Annotated in this window: 17 protein-coding genes; 9 read left to right on the top strand and 8 right to left on the bottom strand. The window is 62.2% G+C overall.

Annotated elements, in window-relative coordinates; translation table 11 throughout:
- Nucleotides 1-2: 2 nt before the first annotated feature.
- The 4 genes from Q4G24_RS07750 to gloB form a co-directional block, all read right to left on the bottom strand.
- A complete protein-coding gene (locus Q4G24_RS07750) occupies nucleotides 3-332 on the bottom strand; it encodes an aspartate/glutamate racemase family protein (RefSeq protein WP_368660931.1) in 330 nt (109 codons plus the stop codon).
- Nucleotides 214-702, bottom strand: coding sequence for an aspartate/glutamate racemase family protein (locus Q4G24_RS07755; RefSeq protein WP_303365939.1), 489 nt, complete (start codon nucleotides 700-702; stop codon nucleotides 214-216). Before Q4G24_RS07755 ends, Q4G24_RS07750 begins: the two co-directional genes overlap by 119 nt.
- 613 nt (nucleotides 703-1,315) lie before the next feature.
- Nucleotides 1,316-3,634 carry an ATP-dependent Clp protease ATP-binding subunit ClpA gene (gene clpA, locus Q4G24_RS07760; protein ID WP_303365940.1) on the bottom strand — a complete coding sequence of 773 codons (2,319 nt, stop codon included), beginning with the start codon at nucleotides 3,632-3,634 and terminating at the stop codon, nucleotides 1,316-1,318.
- Between the two features lie 108 nt (nucleotides 3,635-3,742).
- Nucleotides 3,743-4,486: a hydroxyacylglutathione hydrolase gene (gene gloB, locus Q4G24_RS07765; RefSeq protein WP_303365941.1), complete on the bottom strand. Its 744-nt coding sequence runs from the start codon at nucleotides 4,484-4,486 to the stop codon at nucleotides 3,743-3,745.
- A gap of 70 nt (nucleotides 4,487-4,556) precedes the next feature.
- Here gloB and Q4G24_RS07770 point away from each other — a divergent pair, with 70 nt between their 5' ends.
- The 7 genes from Q4G24_RS07770 to Q4G24_RS07800 all read left to right on the top strand — a co-directional run bounded on the left by Q4G24_RS07770 (nucleotide 4,557) and on the right by Q4G24_RS07800 (nucleotide 11,006).
- Nucleotides 4,557-5,375 (top strand): class I SAM-dependent methyltransferase, encoded by an 819-nt coding sequence (locus Q4G24_RS07770; protein WP_303365942.1) that lies wholly within the window; start codon nucleotides 4,557-4,559, stop codon nucleotides 5,373-5,375.
- A gap of 190 nt (nucleotides 5,376-5,565) precedes the next feature.
- Complete coding sequence (locus Q4G24_RS07775; RefSeq protein ID WP_303365987.1) at nucleotides 5,566-6,132, top strand: F0F1 ATP synthase subunit delta; 567 nt, start codon at nucleotides 5,566-5,568, stop codon at nucleotides 6,130-6,132.
- Nucleotides 6,132-7,667, top strand: coding sequence for a F0F1 ATP synthase subunit alpha (gene atpA, locus Q4G24_RS07780; protein WP_303365943.1), 1,536 nt, complete (start codon nucleotides 6,132-6,134; stop codon nucleotides 7,665-7,667). The genes Q4G24_RS07775 and atpA overlap by 1 nt, the downstream gene beginning before the upstream one ends.
- A 109-nt stretch (nucleotides 7,668-7,776) precedes the next feature.
- Entirely contained in the window at nucleotides 7,777-8,646 is an 870-nt protein-coding gene (locus Q4G24_RS07785) for a F0F1 ATP synthase subunit gamma (protein ID WP_303365944.1), read from the top strand.
- A gap of 15 nt (nucleotides 8,647-8,661) precedes the next feature.
- On the top strand, nucleotides 8,662-10,083 hold the full coding sequence (atpD, locus tag Q4G24_RS07790; RefSeq protein WP_303365945.1) for a F0F1 ATP synthase subunit beta: 1,422 nt from the start codon (nucleotides 8,662-8,664) through the stop codon (nucleotides 10,081-10,083).
- A gap of 9 nt (nucleotides 10,084-10,092) precedes the next feature.
- Nucleotides 10,093-10,533, top strand: a complete 441-nt coding sequence (locus Q4G24_RS07795) for a F0F1 ATP synthase subunit epsilon (protein WP_303365946.1) — start codon at nucleotides 10,093-10,095, stop codon at nucleotides 10,531-10,533.
- A gap of 206 nt (nucleotides 10,534-10,739) precedes the next feature.
- Complete coding sequence (locus tag Q4G24_RS07800; RefSeq protein WP_368660932.1) at nucleotides 10,740-11,006, top strand: H-type lectin domain-containing protein; 267 nt, start codon at nucleotides 10,740-10,742, stop codon at nucleotides 11,004-11,006.
- A gap of 378 nt (nucleotides 11,007-11,384) precedes the next feature.
- Here Q4G24_RS07800 and Q4G24_RS07805 read toward each other — a convergent pair whose 3' ends face one another.
- Together Q4G24_RS07805 and Q4G24_RS07810 are read right to left on the bottom strand one after the other, a co-directional pair.
- On the bottom strand, nucleotides 11,385-12,152 hold the full coding sequence (locus tag Q4G24_RS07805; RefSeq protein ID WP_303365948.1) for an alpha/beta fold hydrolase: 768 nt from the start codon (nucleotides 12,150-12,152) through the stop codon (nucleotides 11,385-11,387).
- A complete protein-coding gene (locus Q4G24_RS07810) occupies nucleotides 12,149-12,742 on the bottom strand; it encodes a 2-hydroxychromene-2-carboxylate isomerase (protein WP_303365949.1) in 594 nt (197 codons plus the stop codon). The genes Q4G24_RS07805 and Q4G24_RS07810 overlap by 4 nt, the downstream gene beginning before the upstream one ends.
- A gap of 88 nt (nucleotides 12,743-12,830) precedes the next feature.
- Between Q4G24_RS07810 and Q4G24_RS07815 the strand changes: the two genes are divergently transcribed.
- Nucleotides 12,831-13,850 (top strand): ribose-phosphate pyrophosphokinase, encoded by a 1,020-nt coding sequence (locus Q4G24_RS07815; RefSeq protein ID WP_303365950.1) that lies wholly within the window; start codon nucleotides 12,831-12,833, stop codon nucleotides 13,848-13,850.
- Nucleotides 13,851-13,867: 17 nt separating this feature from the next.
- Here Q4G24_RS07815 and purD read toward each other — a convergent pair whose 3' ends face one another.
- Nucleotides 13,868-15,124, bottom strand: coding sequence for a phosphoribosylamine--glycine ligase (purD, locus tag Q4G24_RS07820; RefSeq protein WP_303365951.1), 1,257 nt, complete (start codon nucleotides 15,122-15,124; stop codon nucleotides 13,868-13,870).
- Nucleotides 15,125-15,188: 64 nt separating this feature from the next.
- Here purD and xseA point away from each other — a divergent pair, with 64 nt between their 5' ends.
- Nucleotides 15,189-16,778: an exodeoxyribonuclease VII large subunit gene (gene xseA / locus Q4G24_RS07825; RefSeq protein ID WP_303365952.1), complete on the top strand. Its 1,590-nt coding sequence runs from the start codon at nucleotides 15,189-15,191 to the stop codon at nucleotides 16,776-16,778.
- 3 nt (nucleotides 16,779-16,781) lie between these two features.
- On the opposite strand, the gene Q4G24_RS07830 is transcribed toward xseA, so the two are convergent.
- The gene (locus Q4G24_RS07830; protein ID WP_303365953.1) at nucleotides 16,782-17,996 is read right to left on the bottom strand and encodes an MFS transporter; all 1,215 of its coding nucleotides are present in this window, start codon (nucleotides 17,994-17,996) and stop codon (nucleotides 16,782-16,784) included.

The following is a 17,996-nucleotide window of genomic DNA, read 5'->3' on the forward strand; positions in this document are numbered from 1 at the left end:
TTTCAGGCGTCAGACAGGGCCAGATCCAGCGCGGTTTCACAATGAATCAGGGTGCTGTCAAAGACCGGCACCGGAACATTGGTCGTATTCAGCAACATTCCAATTTCGGTGCAGCCAAGGATCAGGCTATCTGCCCCTTGCAGCGCCAGATCGGCAGCAATGGCTTCAAACTGCATCCGGCTGTCGTCACGGATCCGGTTCCGGCACAGCTCGTCATAAATGATATGGTGAATCCTGGCCCGCGACGTGACGTCTGGCAGAATGGGGGTCAGCCCCGCATGGCGCAAACGGGCGAGGTAGAAATCCTGTTCCATCGTAAAGGCAGTTGCCATCAGGCAAGGCGCGGCGCAAGCCAGCGTGAGCGATCCGGGCGGCGGTTGCATCGGCGATATGCAGCAGCGGAATCGTGACCCCGGCCATCATCTGAGCGGCCAGCTTGTGCATGGTATTGGTGGCCAGCAGCAGAATATCGGCTCCGCCAGCCTGAAGCGCGTGGGCCTCACGGTTCAGAATGGCTGCCGCAGCACTCCAGTCATCAACCGCCTGCATCGCCGCGATGGGGGCGAAATCCAGCGAGCGGATCAGCAATTGCGGCGAATGAAGCCCGCCAAGCCGTTGGCGGGTCAGGTCGCATAAGGTCCGGTAATAGGTCAGCGTCGAGGCCGCCGACATGCCGCCGAGGATTCCGATGGTCTGCACCATACCCTCCATAAAAGGCCGCCGCCCTCCTAAACAGGGTATTCAATACACATTCGCGGCAAGGCCGATCAACAGACCAAGCTTGCGCCCATGCACCGCAAAAAGGATCAGGCAATCACACTGTTGTCTGACATGGTTTCAACCCACGCCCCGGAATAGGGGGACTTGGCAAAAGGGACCACCCGGGGGCTGTTCTTGTGAATGGCGGCATCAGATCGACGAGCAGACCAACAAGTTCACGCCATTTCGCGTCGCGCGCCCGTGGCGAGGGGGCCGCATCCATCACCGGCGTGTTTTCAGGCCGCTTTAGGTCTGGCGCGATTCAGAGACGGTCCCGCACAGGGGCCGAAGCCCACTTCAAACACCTGCTTCGATCTCTTTGGTGGACGTAAGCGTTGGCGTTCTGATCAGTCAGAATATCCAAATCAACGGAGCGACAGAGGAGGCAACCTGTTCTTCTTGCAGCGGATTTGCTGTTCCCCACGCCCTCTCTGGTGGGACAATTTTGGGGCGATCTGTTCGGGCGCCTGATTTTTTCTTCCTGCCATATGTGCGTTCCCAGCCACAACCAGGCCCCTGACGAAAAGGCCCCGCCGGTTCAGCGGAGCCTTCGGGTTCAGTTTGCCGGTAGCAGCCGGGGACTGTCTTTGGACAGCCGTTTGGTTTCCGGTCCTTCAATGTCGAATACGGGCTTGTCGTTTTCGATCCGCACCTTGACCACGCCGCCTTTGGTCAGGCGGCCGAACAGAAGTTCCTCCGCCAGAGGCTTTTTGATGACTTCCTGAATAACGCGGCCCAGCGGGCGCGCGCCCATCTTGTCGTCATAGCCTTTTCCAGCCAGCCAGTTCGCGGCCTCATCCGTCAGTTCGATATGAACATTGCGGTCAATCAGCTGTGCTTCCAGTTGCAGAATGAACTTTTCGACCACCTGCACGATGATGTCGCGTGAGAGCGGCGCAAAGCGGATCACCGCATCCAGACGGTTGCGGAACTCGGGCGTAAAGGTGCGCTCGATCGCCTCGATGTCCTCCCCCTCACGCCGTTCGCGGCCAAAGCCGATGGCGGCCTTGGCCTGATCCGCCGCACCCGCGTTCGAGGTCATAATCAGGATCACATTGCGGAAATCCACCTGACGACCGTTGTGGTCGGTCAGCTTGCCGTGATCCATCACCTGCAACAGAATGTTGTAAACATCCGGGTGCGCCTTTTCGATCTCGTCCAGCAGCAGCACGCAATGCGGATGCTGGTCCACGCCATCCGTCAGCATCCCGCCCTGATCGAATCCGACATAGCCCGGCGGCGCACCGATCAGGCGGCTGACGGCGTGCTTTTCCATATATTCAGACATATCAAAGCGCAGCAATTCCACGCCCAAGGTATCGGCCAATTGCTTGGCGACCTCGGTCTTGCCGACGCCGGTCGGGCCTGCAAACAGGTAGTTGCCAATCGGCTTTTCCGGCTCGCGCAGACCCGCACGGGCCAGTTTGATCGCCGAGGTCAACGCGTCGATGGCGTCATCCTGACCAAAGACCACCCGCTTCAGCGTCGAATCCAGATTGCGCAGCAATTCGGTGTCATCCTTGCTGACCTGTTTGGGCGGGATGCGGGCGATTTTGGCCACGACATCCTCAACCTCGCGCACGCCAATGGTTTTGCGGCGCTTGCTTTCCGCAACCAGATGCTGCGCGGCCCCAGCCTCGTCGATGATGTCGATGGCGCTGTCGGGCAATTTGCGGTCGTTGATATAGCGCCCGGCCAGTTCGACCGCCGTTTTGATCGCATCATTGGTATAGCGCAGATCGTGATGCGATTCGAAATGCGGCTTCAGCCCCATCAGGATCTTGATGGCATCCGGCACGGACGGTTCGTTGACGTCGATTTTCTGGAACCGCCGCGACAGCGCACGATCCTTTTCAAAATGCTGACGATATTCCTTATAAGTGGTGGACCCCATGCAGCGCAGCTTGCCACCCGCCAGCGCGGGTTTGAGCAGGTTCGAAGCATCCATCGCCCCGCCAGAGGTCGCACCGGCACCGATCACGGTATGGATCTCGTCGATGAACAGAATCGCATCGGGATGCTTTTCCAGTTCCTTGACGACGGCCTTCAACCGTTCCTCGAAATCGCCGCGATAGCGGGTTCCGGCCAGCAGCGCCCCCATATCCAGCGAAAAGATGGTGGCGCCTTTCAGCACATCAGGGGTCTGCCCCTCGACGATTTTTTTGGCCAAACCTTCGGCAATCGCGGTTTTGCCAACGCCCGGATCACCTACCAGCAGCGGGTTGTTCTTGCGGCGGCGGCAGAGCACCTGAATGGCGCGCTCGACCTCTGCGGTGCGACCGATCAGCGGGTCGATATCGCCTTCGCGCGATTTCTGGTTCAGATCGACGCAATATTTCGCCAGCGCCGATTCGCCCTTTTCCGGCGGCGCTTCGCCATGCGCCTCGGCATGGGTTTCAACACCTTCGACCGTGCGGTTTTCGTTGAAACTGGGATTTTTGGCGACTCCATGCGCGATGAAGTTCACCGCATCATAGCGGGTCATGTCCAGTTCGTTCAGGAAAAACGCAGCATTGGATTCGCGTTCGGCAAAGATCGCGACCAACACATTCGCGCCCGTCACCTCATCCCGGCCCGAGCTTTGGACATGAATCGCCGCCCGCTGGATCACGCGCTGAAAAGCGGCGGTCGGCACGGCTTCATGCCCTTCGATGTCGGTGACGAGGGTAGACAGGTCTTCTTCGATGAAATCGGTCAGCATCTGGCGAAGCTGCGCCAGATCAACGTCGCAGGCGCGCAGAACCCGCACCGCATCGGGTTCGTCGGTCAGCGCAAGCAGCAGATGTTCCAGCGTTGCAAGTTCGTGGCGGTTTTCGTTCGCCATGGCCAATGCCGCATGGATGGCTTGTTCAAGAGAGGTCGAAAATGACGGCAAGGCGAGTCTCCTTCGGCGGGGCCGGGGTTTACTCTTGGCATGAAAACGTCAAGAAACCGTAAACCGCGACCGGATTTGTTGCATAGTTGTTCACCTGCGCCGCGGATTTCAAGCCGGGCGGAAATCATCCTTCATCTGCCGCAGCCGGGCAAAGACCTGCGCATCGGGGGCATCGGCCATGTCCAGCGCCCCGCGCAACGCCTCCACGCGCAGGAAAGGATTGGTTTTTCGCTCCTCGTCCAGCGTTGCGGGGGCGCAGGGGCGACCGGATTTCAGCCGCTCGGTTATGGCAGCATTTCCCGGCTCGATGGACAGGGCAAAGGCTGCATTACCTGCACAATAATCATGGCCGGAACAGACCAGCACATCCGGGGGCAGGGCGTTCAGGCGCGACAGGCTGGCCCACATCACCTGAGGGCGACCTTCGAACAGGCGGCCGCAGCCCATAGCCATCAGACTGTCGCCGGTAAAGACCAGCCCGGCATCCGGCAGGTAATAGGCGATATGGCCGATGGTATGGCCCGAAACATCAATGACCTTAGCCGGGGTTCCGGCCAGATCGAAGTGATCCCCCGGCGAGACAGCCAGATCCAGCGCGGGCAGGCGGGCGCCGTCCTGTGCATTGCCGATCACCTGCGCGCCGGTGGCGGCGACGAGTTCCGGCACGGCCTGAATGTGGTCGTCGTGGTGGTGGGTCAACGCAATCTGATCCAGCCGCCAGCCGCGTTCCGCCAGCGCCGCCAGCACCGGCGCGGCCTCGGGCGCGTCAATCAGGGCGGTGCGCTGGCCGTCATGGATCAGATAGGCATAGTTGTCGGCAAGACACCGCAGGGTCAGCAGGGTTACGGCCATTGGCAATCCTCCTTCGCAGCCATTACCCTAGCTTGCGGCCAAGTCGTGCGAGGCGCAACCGGAGGTTTGGATGTATCAGGACGTGATCGCGCTGCGGCGCTTTTATTACCAGACCGCTTTGGGGCGGATGGTTCAGCGAATCCTGCGCGACCGACTGACCGCCTGGTGGCCGCCTGAAAGCCTGCGGCAGATGAGCGTGGCCGGGTTCGGCTTTGCCGCGCCGATGCTGCGGCCCTATCTGGAACCGGCGCGGCGGGTGATTGCACTGATGCCGGGGCAGCAAGGGGTGATGGGCTGGCCTGCGGGGCTGCCGAACCGCTCGGTTCTCTGCGATGAGGATTGCTGGCCGCTGGACACTGGCAGCATCGACCGGCTGGTGCTGCTGCATGGGCTGGAAACGGCGCGTGATGCAGATGCGACACTGACCGAGGCGTGGCGGGTGCTGGGGCCGGGGGGGCGGATGCTGGTCATGGTGCCGAACCGGGCCGGGCTGTGGGCAAGGTCCGAGAAAACGCCGTTCGGGGCCGGGCGCAGCTATTCGGCAGGGCAGATCGAGGGCCAGTTGCGGGCTGCGGGTTTCGTGACTGAACGGCAGGCGGCAGCCCTGTATGTGCCGCCCTCGGACCGGCGATTCTGGCTGCGCACGGCGGGCTGGTGGGAAAAGACCGGCGCGGGAATCAGCCGGATGCTGGTCGCGGGCGTGGTGCTGGCCGAGGTCAGCAAGCAGATGCGGGCGCCGAACGGGCCGGGGCTGCGGGTCACGGTGCCAAGCCCGTTGCAGGTGCTTGGCGGCATGGCGCGACCGGCAGGGGCGCGGCCTGCGGCGAATCTGACCCCGGATCAGCGGCGCGAAATTAGCCCCCATACAGGCCCGCACACAAAGGTTTAGCGCCACCATGCGGATATGCGGCAAGACATTGTGCTGAAATGCTCTCATTTGCGTGTCCAAGAGGTTGCGACACGCGAAATCGCCTGCTAGACACCGCGAGAGATTTCCGAAGGCCCGTCCTTCGATCAACCGCCTCGCAACAGACCGCATGACTGCGGCCCGCCTGCGGGGCTTCGCGCAAACCGGAAGGATGACCGTGGCTAATTCTGCTTCGATTTCCGCAAATATTGCCGGGCGTTACGCGCAAGCCGTTTTCGATATTGCCAAAGAAGGTGGGGCGCTGGATGCGCTGTCCAGCCAGATCGACGATCTTGGCCAGGCGCTGACCGACAGCCCCGACCTGCGGGCGGTGATCGATTCTCCGGTGCTGTCGCGTGAGGTTCAGGGACAGGCGATTGCTGCGCTGGCGGCCAAGATGGGGCTGTCGGACACGCTGAAAAATACGCTGGCGCTGATGGCGCAGAACCGGCGCTTGTTCGTGCTGCCGCAGCTTGTCGAGAAGCTGCGCGGCCTGATCGCGGATGCGCGCGGTGAAATCACCGCCGATGTGGTCAGTGCCGTGGAACTGAGCGCGGATCAAAAGAAAAAGCTGACCGAGACGCTGGCCGCCAAATCGGGCCGCACCGTCAAGCTGAACACCCGTGTTGATGCCGGCCTGATCGGCGGCATGATCGTTAAAATGGGCTCGCAGATGATCGACAGTTCGATCAAATCCAAGCTCGCATCCCTTCAGAATGCTATGAAAGAGGTCGGATAATGGGAATCCAGGCTGCCGAGATTTCGGCGATCCTCAAAGACCAGATCAAGAACTTTGGCAAAGATGCCGAAGTTGCCGAGGTCGGTCAGGTGCTGTCCGTCGGTGACGGGATCGCCCGTGTCTATGGTCTGGACAATGTTCAGGCCGGTGAGATGGTCGAGTTTCCGGGCGGCATCCGCGGTATGGTGCTGAACCTTGAAACCGATAACGTCGGCGTCGTGATCTTTGGCGACGACCGCGAAATCAAAGAAGGCGACACCGTAAAGCGCACCCGCGCCATCGTGGACGTTCCGGTTGGTCCGGGCCTGCTGGGCCGCGTCGTGGACGCGCTGGGCAACCCGATCGACGGCAAAGGCCCGATCGAGGCGACCGAACGTCGCATCGCGGACGTAAAAGCACCCGGCATCATGCCGCGCAAATCGGTGCATGAACCGATGGCAACCGGCCTGAAATCGGTTGACGCCATGATCCCGGTTGGCCGTGGTCAGCGGGAACTGATCATTGGGGACCGTCAGACCGGCAAGACCGCGATTGCGCTGGACACCATCCTGAACCAGAAAAACTACAACGGCCGCGAAGATGAAGGGATGAAAACCCTGCATTGCTTCTATGTCGCCGTTGGCCAGAAGCGTTCGACCGTGGCGCAGTTGGTGAAGAAGCTGGAAGAAACCGGCGCGATGGCCTACACGACCATCATCGCCGCGACCGCGTCAGAACCGGCGCCGATGCAATATCTGGCCCCCTATGCTGCGACCGCGATGGCGGAATATTTCCGCGACAACGGCAAAGATGCGCTGATCATCTATGACGACCTGTCCAAACAGGCCGTGGCTTACCGCCAGATGTCGCTGCTGCTGCGCCGTCCGCCGGGGCGCGAAGCCTATCCGGGCGACGTGTTCTATCTGCACTCGCGCCTGCTGGAGCGTTCGGCCAAGCTGAACGAGGACTTTGGTGCCGGTTCGCTGACCGCTCTGCCGATCATCGAAACGCAGGCGGGCGACGTGTCGGCCTATATCCCGACCAACGTCATCTCGATCACCGACGGCCAGATCTTCCTGGAAACCGACCTGTTCTTCCAGGGTATCCGCCCGGCTGTGAACACGGGTCTGTCGGTGTCGCGCGTGGGTTCGTCCGCGCAAACCAATGCGATGAAGTCCGTCGCGGGTCCGGTCAAGCTGGAGCTGGCCCAGTATCGTGAAATGGCCGCCTTTGCGCAGTTCGGTTCCGATCTGGACGCCGCCACGCAAAAGCTGCTGAACCGTGGTGCGCGCCTGACCGAGCTGATGAAACAGCCGCAATATTCGCCGCTGACCAATGCGGAAATCGTTGCGGTGATCTATGCCGGGACGCATGGCTATCTGGACGCGCTGCCGGTGCGCGAGGTCGGCAAATGGGAAGCGGGTCTGATCTCGTTCCTGCGCAACCAGCATCAGGACATTCTGGACTGGCTGACCAAGGAAGATCCCAAAATCAAGGGGGACGCCGAAACCCGCCTGAAGGGTGTTCTTGACGCTTACGCCAAGACCTACGCCTGATGCGTTACGCCCCCGCCTCTTCCATGGTGCGGGGGTGCCTGTCCGGGGCGCCTGTCGCCTTGATCCGGTCGGGCAAGCGCAAACCGTAATTCGCAAAGGGTGAGGGATCATGCCAAGCCTTAAGGATCTGAAAAACCGGATCGGAAGCGTCAAGAATACGCGGAAGATCACCAAGGCGATGCAGATGGTCGCCGCTGCCAAGCTGCGCCGCGCGCAAGAGGCAGCCGAGGCCGCGCGTCCCTATGCCGACCGCATGGCCGCCGTCATGGGCGGGCTGACGGCTGCGGCTGCTGGCTCGGACACTGCGCCCCGCCTGCTGGCCGGAACCGGCAGCGATCAGCGGCATCTGCTGGTCGTGATGACCTCGGAACGGGGCCTGGCGGGGGGCTTTAACAGCTCAATCGTCAAACTGGCCCGGCAGCACGCCGAACGGCTGGCTGGCGAGGGCAAGGATGTCACCATCCTGACCGTCGGCAAAAAAGGCCGCGAGCAGCTTCGCCGCGATTATGGCGACAAGCTGATCGGCCATGTCGATCTGTCCGAAGTCAAGCGCATCGGCTATGACAACGCCCGCGGCATCGCGGAAGACGTGCTGAACCGTTTTGATGCGGGCGAATATGACGTGGCGACGATTTTCTTCAACCGCTTCCAGTCGGTGATTTCGCAGGTGCCGACGGCACAGCAGATCATTCCGGCGGTGGTCGAGGAAGGGGCTGAAGCCTCCAGTCTTTATGACTATGAGCCGGGCGAGGAGGCCATTCTGGCCGATCTGCTGCCGCGCTCGGTCTCGACGCAAGTCTTCGCCGCGCTGCTGGAAAATGCCGCATCTGAACAGGGCGCGCGGATGACCGCCATGGATAACGCCACGCGCAACGCGGGCGATATGATCGACAAGCTGACGACCGAGTATAACCGCTCGCGTCAGGCCGCGATCACCAAGGAACTTATTGAAATCATTTCGGGCGCAGAGGCGCTCTAACGCAGGGGTAGATAGATGGCAGCTACGGGGAAGATCACGCAGGTCATCGGTGCCGTCGTTGACGTGCAGTTCGACGGCCAGCTTCCGGCGATTCTGAATGCGCTGGAAACCACCAACAACGGTAAGAAGCTGGTGCTTGAGGTTGCTCAGCATCTTGGCGAAAACACCGTCCGCACCATCGCCATGGATGCCAGCGAAGGTCTGGTCCGTGGTGAGGCCGTGACGGACACCGGCAAGCCGATCTCGGTGCCGGTGGGCGACGCGACGCTGGGCCGGATTCTGAATGTCGTGGGGGAACCCGTGGATGAACGCGGCCCGGTGGAAACCACCGAAACCCGTGCAATCCACCAGCCCGCACCCGAGTTCGCGCAACAGGCGACCAGCTCGGAAATCCTCGTGACCGGGATCAAGGTTATCGACCTGCTGGCCCCCTATTCCAAGGGCGGCAAGATCGGTCTGTTCGGTGGTGCGGGCGTGGGTAAAACCGTTCTCATCATGGAACTCATCAACAACATCGCCAAGGTGCATAGCGGCTATTCGGTCTTCGCCGGTGTCGGTGAACGGACCCGCGAGGGCAACGACCTCTATCACGAGATGGTCGAATCCGGCGTTATCAAACCCGACAATCTGTCGGAATCGCAGGTGGCGCTTGTTTACGGCCAGATGAACGAGCCTCCGGGGGCGCGGATGCGGGTTGCGCTGACCGGCCTGACCCTTGCGGAACAGTTCCGCGACTCGACCGGGACCGACGTTCTGTTCTTCGTCGATAACATCTTCCGCTTTACGCAGGCGGGTTCCGAGGTGTCGGCGCTTCTGGGCCGCATCCCGTCGGCGGTGGGCTATCAGCCGACGCTTGCCACCGATATGGGCGCGATGCAGGAACGCATCACCTCGACCAAGAACGGCTCGATCACCTCGATCCAGGCCGTTTACGTTCCGGCCGACGACCTTACCGACCCGGCCCCGGCCACGACCTTTGCTCACCTGGACGCAACCACGGTTCTTAGCCGCGCGATTTCGGAACTGGGGATCTATCCGGCGGTGGACCCGCTGGACAGCTCCAGCCGTATCCTTGACCCAGCAGTGATCGGCGAAGAACATTACAACGTCGCCCGTGACGTGCAGGGGATCTTGCAGAAATACAAATCGCTGCAAGACATCATCGCCATCCTCGGCATGGACGAACTGTCCGAAGAGGACAAGCTGACCGTGGCCCGCGCCCGGAAAATCCAGCGTTTCCTGTCGCAGCCCTTCGACGTGGCCAAGGTCTTTACCGGCGCCGACGGTAAACAGGTGCCGCTGGAGGATACGATTTCCTCGTTCAAGGCTGTTGTGGCCGGCGAATATGACCACCTGCCCGAAGCGGCCTTCTACATGGTTGGCGGTATCGAGGAAGTGAAGGCCAAGGCCGCCAAACTGGCCGCAGACGCGGCGTAAGGGGGCGATATGGCCGACACGATGCAGTTCGACCTTGTGTCGCCGGAACGGAACCTGCTGTCCGTCCCGGTGCGCGAGGTGCGCCTGCCGGGAACCGACGGTGATCTGACGGCGATGCCGGGCCATGCGTCCGCCATCGTCACGCTGCGCCCCGGTCTGGTCACGGTGATTGACGGTTCGGGCAACCAGACCGAATTCGCCGTGTCGGGTGGTTTTGCCGAGATCAACAATGAATCGGTGACGCTGCTGGCCGAGCGCGGGCTTCCCTGCGCCGAGATCACGCAAGAGGCGTATAACCTGATGCTGGCCGATGCGCATAAGCAACGCGCTGCGGCCGAGCATCACGGGGCCGAAGGCGCGGTCGAAGCGGCAGTCAAGCTGCTGGCCGATATGGAAGCCCTTGGCACCCATATCGGGCTGGACCCGAAACAGGCAAACTTCCCCGAGTAATCGGGCATTTATGCGACATGATGACACCCCGGCTGGTCCGGGGTGTTCACTTTTTTATTCAGCCTTTAGTGATTTCTTAGCTTTCTGCTGCTAGGCAGGACAGAACCAACGAACTGGCAAGAATGATGCTACGCTTTTCACATCATGCAATCGGGGTGCAGCAGGGGCGGCAGATCCTGTTTTCAGATTTTGAAAATGATGGCCCGATGTGGACCGGGAATGGGCCACGCCATGTCCGTGTGCATGTGCTGTTCCCACAGCCGTTTCTGGCAACGCCTGCCGTGCAACTATCCATGTCGATGTGGGATTCAGCCGGGGACAGCAATCAACGCGGGGATCTTTCGGCAGAAAACATCAGCGCCGAAGGCTTCGACATTATCTTCCGCACCTGGGGCGATTCGCGCATGGCACGGGTCCGCGCGGATTGGACGGCCATTGGTGCGGTGCCGCATCTGGATCAATGGGATGTGTGAAGGTCGGGCAAGGCGGCGGCAAGGGGGCTGAACTGAATATGGCGTGCATGAGCGGACTGTTTGCTGGCCGGTATCGGGTCTGAGGTTCCAAATCCGGGGTAGCAGCGGCGGGTTGCGATTGATAGGGTGCTGTTCGGCTTATGCCCGTGTGGCCGGAACGCGCGATCAACGGCTGCCTGATCCCGTGCGATGGGCGCGTTACCCCTTATAGTAGCGGAAAACTGGAAGCCAGATTATGAGTTTCAGCCTGCCTCTGCATAAACCATCATTTACCTGCCGGTTCATTTCCATGCAAGCCGAACAGATTTTTCCCAATGCCATTGATCTATAAGCGAAACCTTTTAGCGTCTTCGCTACGCCCGCTTTGCAAATCAGCGCCTAGCTGCGCTCCAGATTGACGGCAATCAGGCCGGCGACCTCTGCCGGGTGGGTGATTGGCACCATATGGCCTGCGCCCGGCACGCTGGCGCGGCCGACATCGGGCAGGCGTTCGGCCAGTGCATCGACCACCGCATGAATCTGTGCCGGGCTGTCGCTGCCGGTGATGAGCAAAACCGGGGCGTCGATAGCTTCCAGTCGCCCTTCGGCCAACAGGTTGCAACTGTCCAGACGCATCGCCGGATCGGTTTCCATCACCAGCGGGATTTGTCGGATGGCCGCTTCACGCATCGGGGTGGGCAGCTTGTCAAAGGGCAGTCCGCCCCAATAGTTCATAAACACACGGGCCGCGTCTTCGTGATAGCCGGCGTTCAACCGAGCCTGCATCTGCTCGGCCAACGCATTACCATCGGGGGCAGGGGCGGCGGCAAAAAACGTCGGTTCAATCAGGGTCAGGCTGCGAATGGCCTCGGGCGCGGCGACAGCGATGCGCAAGGCGACCGTGGCCCCAAGAGAATGTCCGATCAGATCAACGGGGCGGTCAATCATCGCGGCCGCCAGCCGGGTGATCTGCGTGTGGTAATCAACCGCAGGATCGGGGGCGGGGCTGCGGCCATGTCCAGGGAAATCAAAGGCCCGCAGGTCCACACGGCCCGCCAGCCCCTCGGCAATCGGTCCCCAATAGGATGCGGTCCCCATCATGCAATGCAAAGCCAGCGCGGGGCGGTCAGGATCACCCGGCCAGTGGCGCAGATGAACCCCGCTCATGCGGCAGCCAAATGCTGATCGAGGAAGGTCAGCCGGTCCTGCCCCCAAAACTTTGCGCCATCATCCACGACATAGAAAGGCGCACCGAACACCCCGGCCGCCACCGCCTGTTCCAGATTGCGGGCATAGGTTTCGGCACCGACGAACAACCCCCGGTCGGCCAGCGTCGGGTCGAAGCCGTGCGCGGCCAGAAGATCGCGGATCACCGCATCGTCGCTGATGTCGCGTTCTTCGGCCCAAACCGCGCGCAGAAAACCCTGAACCAGCGGCCCGACATCGCCCCCTTCGGCCTGCGCGGCGATGATCGCATAGGACGAAGGCGCGGTATTCACCGGGAAATGCGCCGGATGCAGGTTCAGGGCCATCCCCAGATGCGCGGCCCAGCGGGGCAATTCCTGCAAGCGGTAGTCCTGCCGCGCCGGGTGGCGCTCGGCCAGAGGCTTGCCGCCGGTGCGGGCAAAAAGCTGCACCGCATCCAAGGGCTTATAGGTAATCGTGGCATCGTGGCGGGCGGCGATTTCCTCCAGCCGGTTGCCCGCCAGATAGCACCACGGGCTGATCGTGACGAAATAATAGTCGATATGTGCCATTCACGCCCTCCTAGGATTTGCCCGCAGGCTAACGTGGTGCTAATCCGGCTGCAATCGACCTGTATTCTGCCTTGCAAGGAATCCCCCGATGGCTGCCATGACTGAACCCAAGCTGATTGCCGGTAACGCGAATCGCCCTCTGGCGACCTCAATCGCGCGGCGAATGTCGATGCATCGGGGCATGAATGTGGCGCTGGTGGATGCGCGGGTGGAACGGTTCAACGATCAGGAAATCTTCGTCGAGGTTTATGAAAACGTCCGCGGCGAGGATATGTATATCATTCAGTCCACCTCGAACCCGGCCAATGACAACCTGATGGAACTGCTGATTATGACCGATGCGCTGAAACGGTCGTCGGCGGCGCGAATCACGGCGGTGATTCCCTATTTCGGCTATGCCCGGCAGGACCGCCGCGCCAAGGCCCGCACCCCGATCAGCGCCAAGCTGGTTGCCAATCTGCTGACCGAAGCCGGGGTGGACCGGGTGCTGACGCTGGACCTGCACGCCGCGCAGATTCAGGGGTTCTTTGATATTCCGGTGGACAACCTTTATGCCGCGCCGGTGTTTTCGCTGGATATTCAACACCATTTCAAGGGGCGGCTTCAGGACGTGATGGTGGTTTCGCCCGATGTCGGCGGTGTGGCACGGGCGCGCGAAATCGCCAAGCGCATCGGCGCCCCCATGGCCATCGTGGACAAGCGGCGCGAAAACCCCGGCGAGATCGCGGAAATGACGGTGATCGGTGATGTCTCGGGCAAGACCTGCATCATCGTGGACGATATTTGCGACACCGCCGGAACGCTGTGCAAGGCGGCGCAACTGCTGGCCGATCACGGTGCGACCGAGGTTCACGCCTATATCACCCATGGCGTTCTGTCCGGCCCGGCTGTGGATCGTGTACAGAAATCGGTGATGAAATCACTGGTCATCACCGATTCGATTGCGCCTTCGGAACAGGTGCAGGCAGCGGAAAACATCCGCATCGTGCCGACCGCACCGATGTTCGCCCAGGCGATCCTGAACATCTGGAACGGCACCTCTGTGTCGTCCCTGTTCGAAGTCGAAACCCTGCAACCAATCTATGAAGGCATGTATTCTGGCCTGTAAGCCGGAAAGGGGGCGCTTTAAAGCGCCCGCCAACCTATATCGCGGCGATAAAACCCCTGCGGCCAGTCGATCTGATCCACCATCGCATAGGAGCGGTCGCGGGCCTCTGCCAGCGTTTCGCCACGCGCGGTTGCGGCCAGAACGCGGCCGCCATTGGCCAGAACCTGCCCGTCCCGTGCCACGGTTCCAGCGTGGAAAACGGTCTGGAATGAATCCTCTGGAATGCTGTCCAAGCCCCTGATCTCGGTGCCTTTTTGATAGTCGCCCGGATAGCCGTCAGCGGCCAGAACCACGGTCAGCGCATGGTCATCGGCCCAGCTCACCTGCATCTGATCCAGCCGCCCTTCGGCGCAGGCATGGATCAGGTCAAAGGCTTGTGCCCCCAACCGCAGCATCAGCACCTGACATTCCGGGTCGCCAAAGCGGACATTATATTCCACCAGCCGCGCCTGTCCGTCATGGATCATCAGCCCGGCGTAAAGCACACCCTGAAACGGTGTGCCGCGTCGGGCCATCTCGGCCACGGTCGGGCGGATGATCTGCGCCATCACCTGATCCTGCAACGCCTGCGTCAGCACCGGGGCAGGGGAATACGCCCCCATGCCGCCGGTATTCGGCCCGGTATCGCCGTCACCGACGCGCTTGTGATCCTGCGCGGTGCCGATGGGCAGGCAGGTCTCACCGTCGCAAAGGATGAAAAAGCTGGCTTCCTCGCCCGGCATGAACTCCTCAATCACCACGCTGGTATCCCCGAAAGTGCCGTCGAAAATCGCGTCCACGGCGGCCAGCGCCTCGGCCTCGGTCATGGCAACCGTTACGCCTTTGCCAGCGGCCAGACCATCGGCCTTGATGACGATGGGGGCGCCCTGCGCCTTGATGTAATCCCGCGCTGGACCGGCGGCTTCGAACCGCGCCCAAGCTGCCGTCGGCGCATTGCAGGCGTCGCAGATTTCCTTGGTAAAGCCCTTGCTGGCCTCCAGCGCCGCAGCCGCAGCCGAGGGACCGAAGGTCAGGATACCCGCCGCCCGCAGCGCATCCGCAACCCCTGCCGCCAGAGGTGCCTCGGGGCCGATCACCACCATGTCGATGGCGTTTTCTGCGCAGAATCCGACCACCGCCGTGCCGTCCAGAATGTCCAGATCGGCGCAGCGGGCCAGTGCCGCAATGCCCGCATTGCCCGGCGCAACGATCAGCCGGTCGCATTTCGGGTTCTGCCGGATCGCCCAAGCCAGCGCATGTTCGCGCCCGCCACCGCCGAGAATCAGGATGTTCATGGCCTTGCCCCTTTCGTCTGCCTGCCATGCGTTCTAGTGTCGCCGCGAAAGGGGAACAAGCGGCATGGATCTGATTGACACGGAACCGGGCAGCAATGCCCATGATTTCACGGTTTCCGAGATTTCCGGCGCGGTCAAGCGCAGCATCGAGGGTCAATTCGGCCATGTCCGCGTGCGTGGCGAGATCGGGCGGGTGTCACGTCCCGGCTCGGGTCATGTGTATTTCGACCTCAAGGACGACCGCGCGGTGCTGGCTGCGGTGTGCTGGAAGGGGCAGGCCGCGCGGCTGGCGCATCGCCCCGAAGAAGGCATCGAGGTTATCGCCACGGGGCGGCTGACCACCTTTCCCGGCCAGTCGAAATACCAGATGATTGTCGAACAAATCGAGCCGGCAGGGGCCGGTGCGCTGATGGCGATGCTGGAAAAGCGGCGCAAGGCGCTGGCCGCCGAGGGGCTTTTCGATGACAGCCGCAAACGCGCTTTGCCCTATCTGCCGCAGGTGATCGGGGTGGTGACCTCGCCTTCGGGGGCGGTGATCCGCGATATTCTGCACCGTCTGCGCGACCGTTTTCCGACTCATGTGCTGATCTGGCCGGTTGCGGTGCAGGGCGAGGCTTGTGCGTCACAGGTCGCGGCGGCAATCCGGGGCTTTAACGCGCTGCCCGAAGGTGGGGCGCTACCGCGCCCTGATCTGCTGATTGTGGCGCGTGGCGGCGGCAGTCTGGAAGACCTTTGGGGCTTTAACGACGAAGCCGTGGTGCGGGCGGCGGCTGACAGCGCCATTCCGCTGATTTCCGCTGTTGGACATGAGACCGACACCACGCTGATCGACTTTGCCGCTGACCGCCGCGCACCGACACCGACGGCGGCTGCGGAAATGGCCGTGCCGGTGCGGGCCGAGCTGGCGCAGCGGTTGGCTGAACAAGGGCTGCGGATGGCCCGCGCGGCGCAGGGCAGGGTGGACCACCCCCGCCAGCGGCTGCGCGATCTGGCGCGGGGGCTTGGTCGTCCGCAGGCGCTGACCGAAGGGGCAAGGCAGCGGCTGGACCTGTTTTCTGACCGGCTGGACCCGGCTTTGCGCAGCTTTTTGCGCCGTCAGCGCGACCGTCTGGCAGCACAGCCGATGCCGGTTGCGGCTCTGCGGGCCTTTATGCGGCAGGGGCGCGCCGGGCTGAACAGCTTTGCACAGCGGTTGGCACCAGCCAGCCTGCGCCGTCTGGATCAGGCGCGGGACCGTCTCCGCGACCGTGGCGCACGGCTGGATGGCGCGTTAGCCCGGCTGCACAGCGACGCCCGCCGCCGCCTGACCGACGACCGCACCCGGCTGGAGGCGCTGACCGCCCGGCTGATCCCGGCCATGGCCCGCAACCTGACCGCGCGGGCTGAGCGGCTGGAACGGATCGACCGCCTGCGTCAGACGCTCGGTTATCGTGAAACGCTGGCACGGGGCTTTGCCATTTTACGCGACGGTGACGGGCGGCTGGTTGCGTCAGCGGATGCGGCACGGGCCTTGCCGCAGCTTCAGGTCGAATTGCATGATGGCCGTCTGACGGTGCAACCCGTGGATGATGCCTCCGAACCGGCTCCGCGCAAACGCCGCGCAGCAGCTCCCCCGGCAAAGGACAACAGCGACCCGCAGCAATCGCTGTTTTAAGCCCTAGGCATCGTCCTTGGGTCGCAACACCAGCCAGATCAGCGCCCCTCCGGCCAGGATCAGGAACGGCACCATCGCCAGATTGACTGCGCTCCACCCGGTTTGCGCATTACCACCATAGCAGTTCATCAGCCCGCCCGAGGCCAGCGAGGCAATGAACACGCCAGTGAACAGGATGGTGTCATTCAAGCCTTGGACCTGCGCGCGCTCCTCGGGCTTATGAGCCTGCGTCAGCATGGCGGTTGCGCCGATATAGCCAAAGTTCCAGCCAAGCCCGAGCAGGATCAGCGCACCGAAGAAATGCGTCAGCTCGACCCCCGACAGGGCGACGGCGGCGGAACCGGCAAGAATGAACAGCCCCAGCGTGACGATCGGGGTCGCGCCGAAACGGGCGATCAGATGGCCGGTGAAAAACGACGGCAGGAACATCGCCACGATATGCAGGCTGATAATGTCCGACACATCCGAGGTCGTATAGCCGCAGCCGATCACCGCCAGCGGCGTCGAGGTCATCACCAAATTCATCAGCGCATAGGACACCATGCCGACGATCATCGCCACCGCGATTTGTGGCCGGGCCAGCAGTTCCCCCAGCGGCAAGCGGCGAGCAGGTGCAGTCCCGGCGGCAGGCCGTGGCGCATCAAGGAACGAGAACAGCAGCGGCCCCAGCAGGTTCAGCCCGATCACCACCATATAGCTGCCCATGAAAGGGATCGGTGTCAGGGATGAGGTCAGCCGCACGATCCCCGGCCCGGTCAGCGCCGCGACCAGCCCGGCCGCCATCACCCATGAAATCGCCTTTGGCGCAAAGCTGGCAGGTGCGGCATCGGTGGCGGCAAAGCGGTAAAACCCTTGCCCCGCCATATAGACGCCCATTAACAGCGACGCGCCGGTGAACAGCCAGAACGAACCAATCCACATGGCCCATACGCACAGCGCTGCACCAATCGCCCCGGTCAGGGTCGCCAGCGAGAACCCCGCCTGTCGTCCGCGCCGGGCCATGAAATTGGCCAGCGGGCGGGCTGAAATGACATTGCCAAGAATAATCGCGGAAACCGGAAGGGTGGCGATGCACAGCCATGGGGTCAGCGACTGGCCGATCAGTCCTGCGCTGATGAACATGATCGACATTTGTGCGCCGAGAATGGCCTGCGCGATGCCAAGCACCAGCACATTACGCCTTGCGCGGGCAAGGTTTTCAGGGGTTTCCGCAATCAT

It is taken from the genome of Paracoccus sp. (in: a-proteobacteria), assembly GCF_030538695.1.
Lineage (GTDB): Bacteria > Pseudomonadota > Alphaproteobacteria > Rhodobacterales > Rhodobacteraceae > Paracoccus.

Coding starts and splice junctions, on each gene's coding strand:
- Q4G24_RS07750 (WP_368660931.1), bottom strand. CDS start 332: ATGGCAACTGCCTTTACGATGGAACAGGATTTCTACCTCGCCCGTTTG.
- Q4G24_RS07755 (WP_303365939.1), bottom strand. CDS start 702: ATGGTGCAGACCATCGGAATCCTCGGCGGCATGTCGGCGGCCTCGACG.
- gloB (WP_303365941.1), bottom strand. CDS start 4,486: ATGGCCGTAACCCTGCTGACCCTGCGGTGTCTTGCCGACAACTATGCC.
- Q4G24_RS07770 (WP_303365942.1), top strand. CDS start 4,557: ATGTATCAGGACGTGATCGCGCTGCGGCGCTTTTATTACCAGACCGCT.
- Q4G24_RS07775 (WP_303365987.1), top strand. CDS start 5,566: ATGACCGTGGCTAATTCTGCTTCGATTTCCGCAAATATTGCCGGGCGT.
- atpA (WP_303365943.1), top strand. CDS start 6,132: ATGGGAATCCAGGCTGCCGAGATTTCGGCGATCCTCAAAGACCAGATC.
- Q4G24_RS07785 (WP_303365944.1), top strand. CDS start 7,777: ATGCCAAGCCTTAAGGATCTGAAAAACCGGATCGGAAGCGTCAAGAAT.
- atpD (WP_303365945.1), top strand. CDS start 8,662: ATGGCAGCTACGGGGAAGATCACGCAGGTCATCGGTGCCGTCGTTGAC.
- Q4G24_RS07795 (WP_303365946.1), top strand. CDS start 10,093: ATGGCCGACACGATGCAGTTCGACCTTGTGTCGCCGGAACGGAACCTG.
- Q4G24_RS07800 (WP_368660932.1), top strand. CDS start 10,740: ATGTGGACCGGGAATGGGCCACGCCATGTCCGTGTGCATGTGCTGTTC.
- Q4G24_RS07805 (WP_303365948.1), bottom strand. CDS start 12,152: ATGAGCGGGGTTCATCTGCGCCACTGGCCGGGTGATCCTGACCGCCCC.
- Q4G24_RS07810 (WP_303365949.1), bottom strand. CDS start 12,742: ATGGCACATATCGACTATTATTTCGTCACGATCAGCCCGTGGTGCTAT.
- Q4G24_RS07815 (WP_303365950.1), top strand. CDS start 12,831: ATGGCTGCCATGACTGAACCCAAGCTGATTGCCGGTAACGCGAATCGC.
- purD (WP_303365951.1), bottom strand. CDS start 15,124: ATGAACATCCTGATTCTCGGCGGTGGCGGGCGCGAACATGCGCTGGCT.
- xseA (WP_303365952.1), top strand. CDS start 15,189: ATGGATCTGATTGACACGGAACCGGGCAGCAATGCCCATGATTTCACG.
- Q4G24_RS07830 (WP_303365953.1), bottom strand. CDS start 17,996: ATGATTGCGGAAACCCCTGAAAACCTTGCCCGCGCAAGGCGTAATGTG.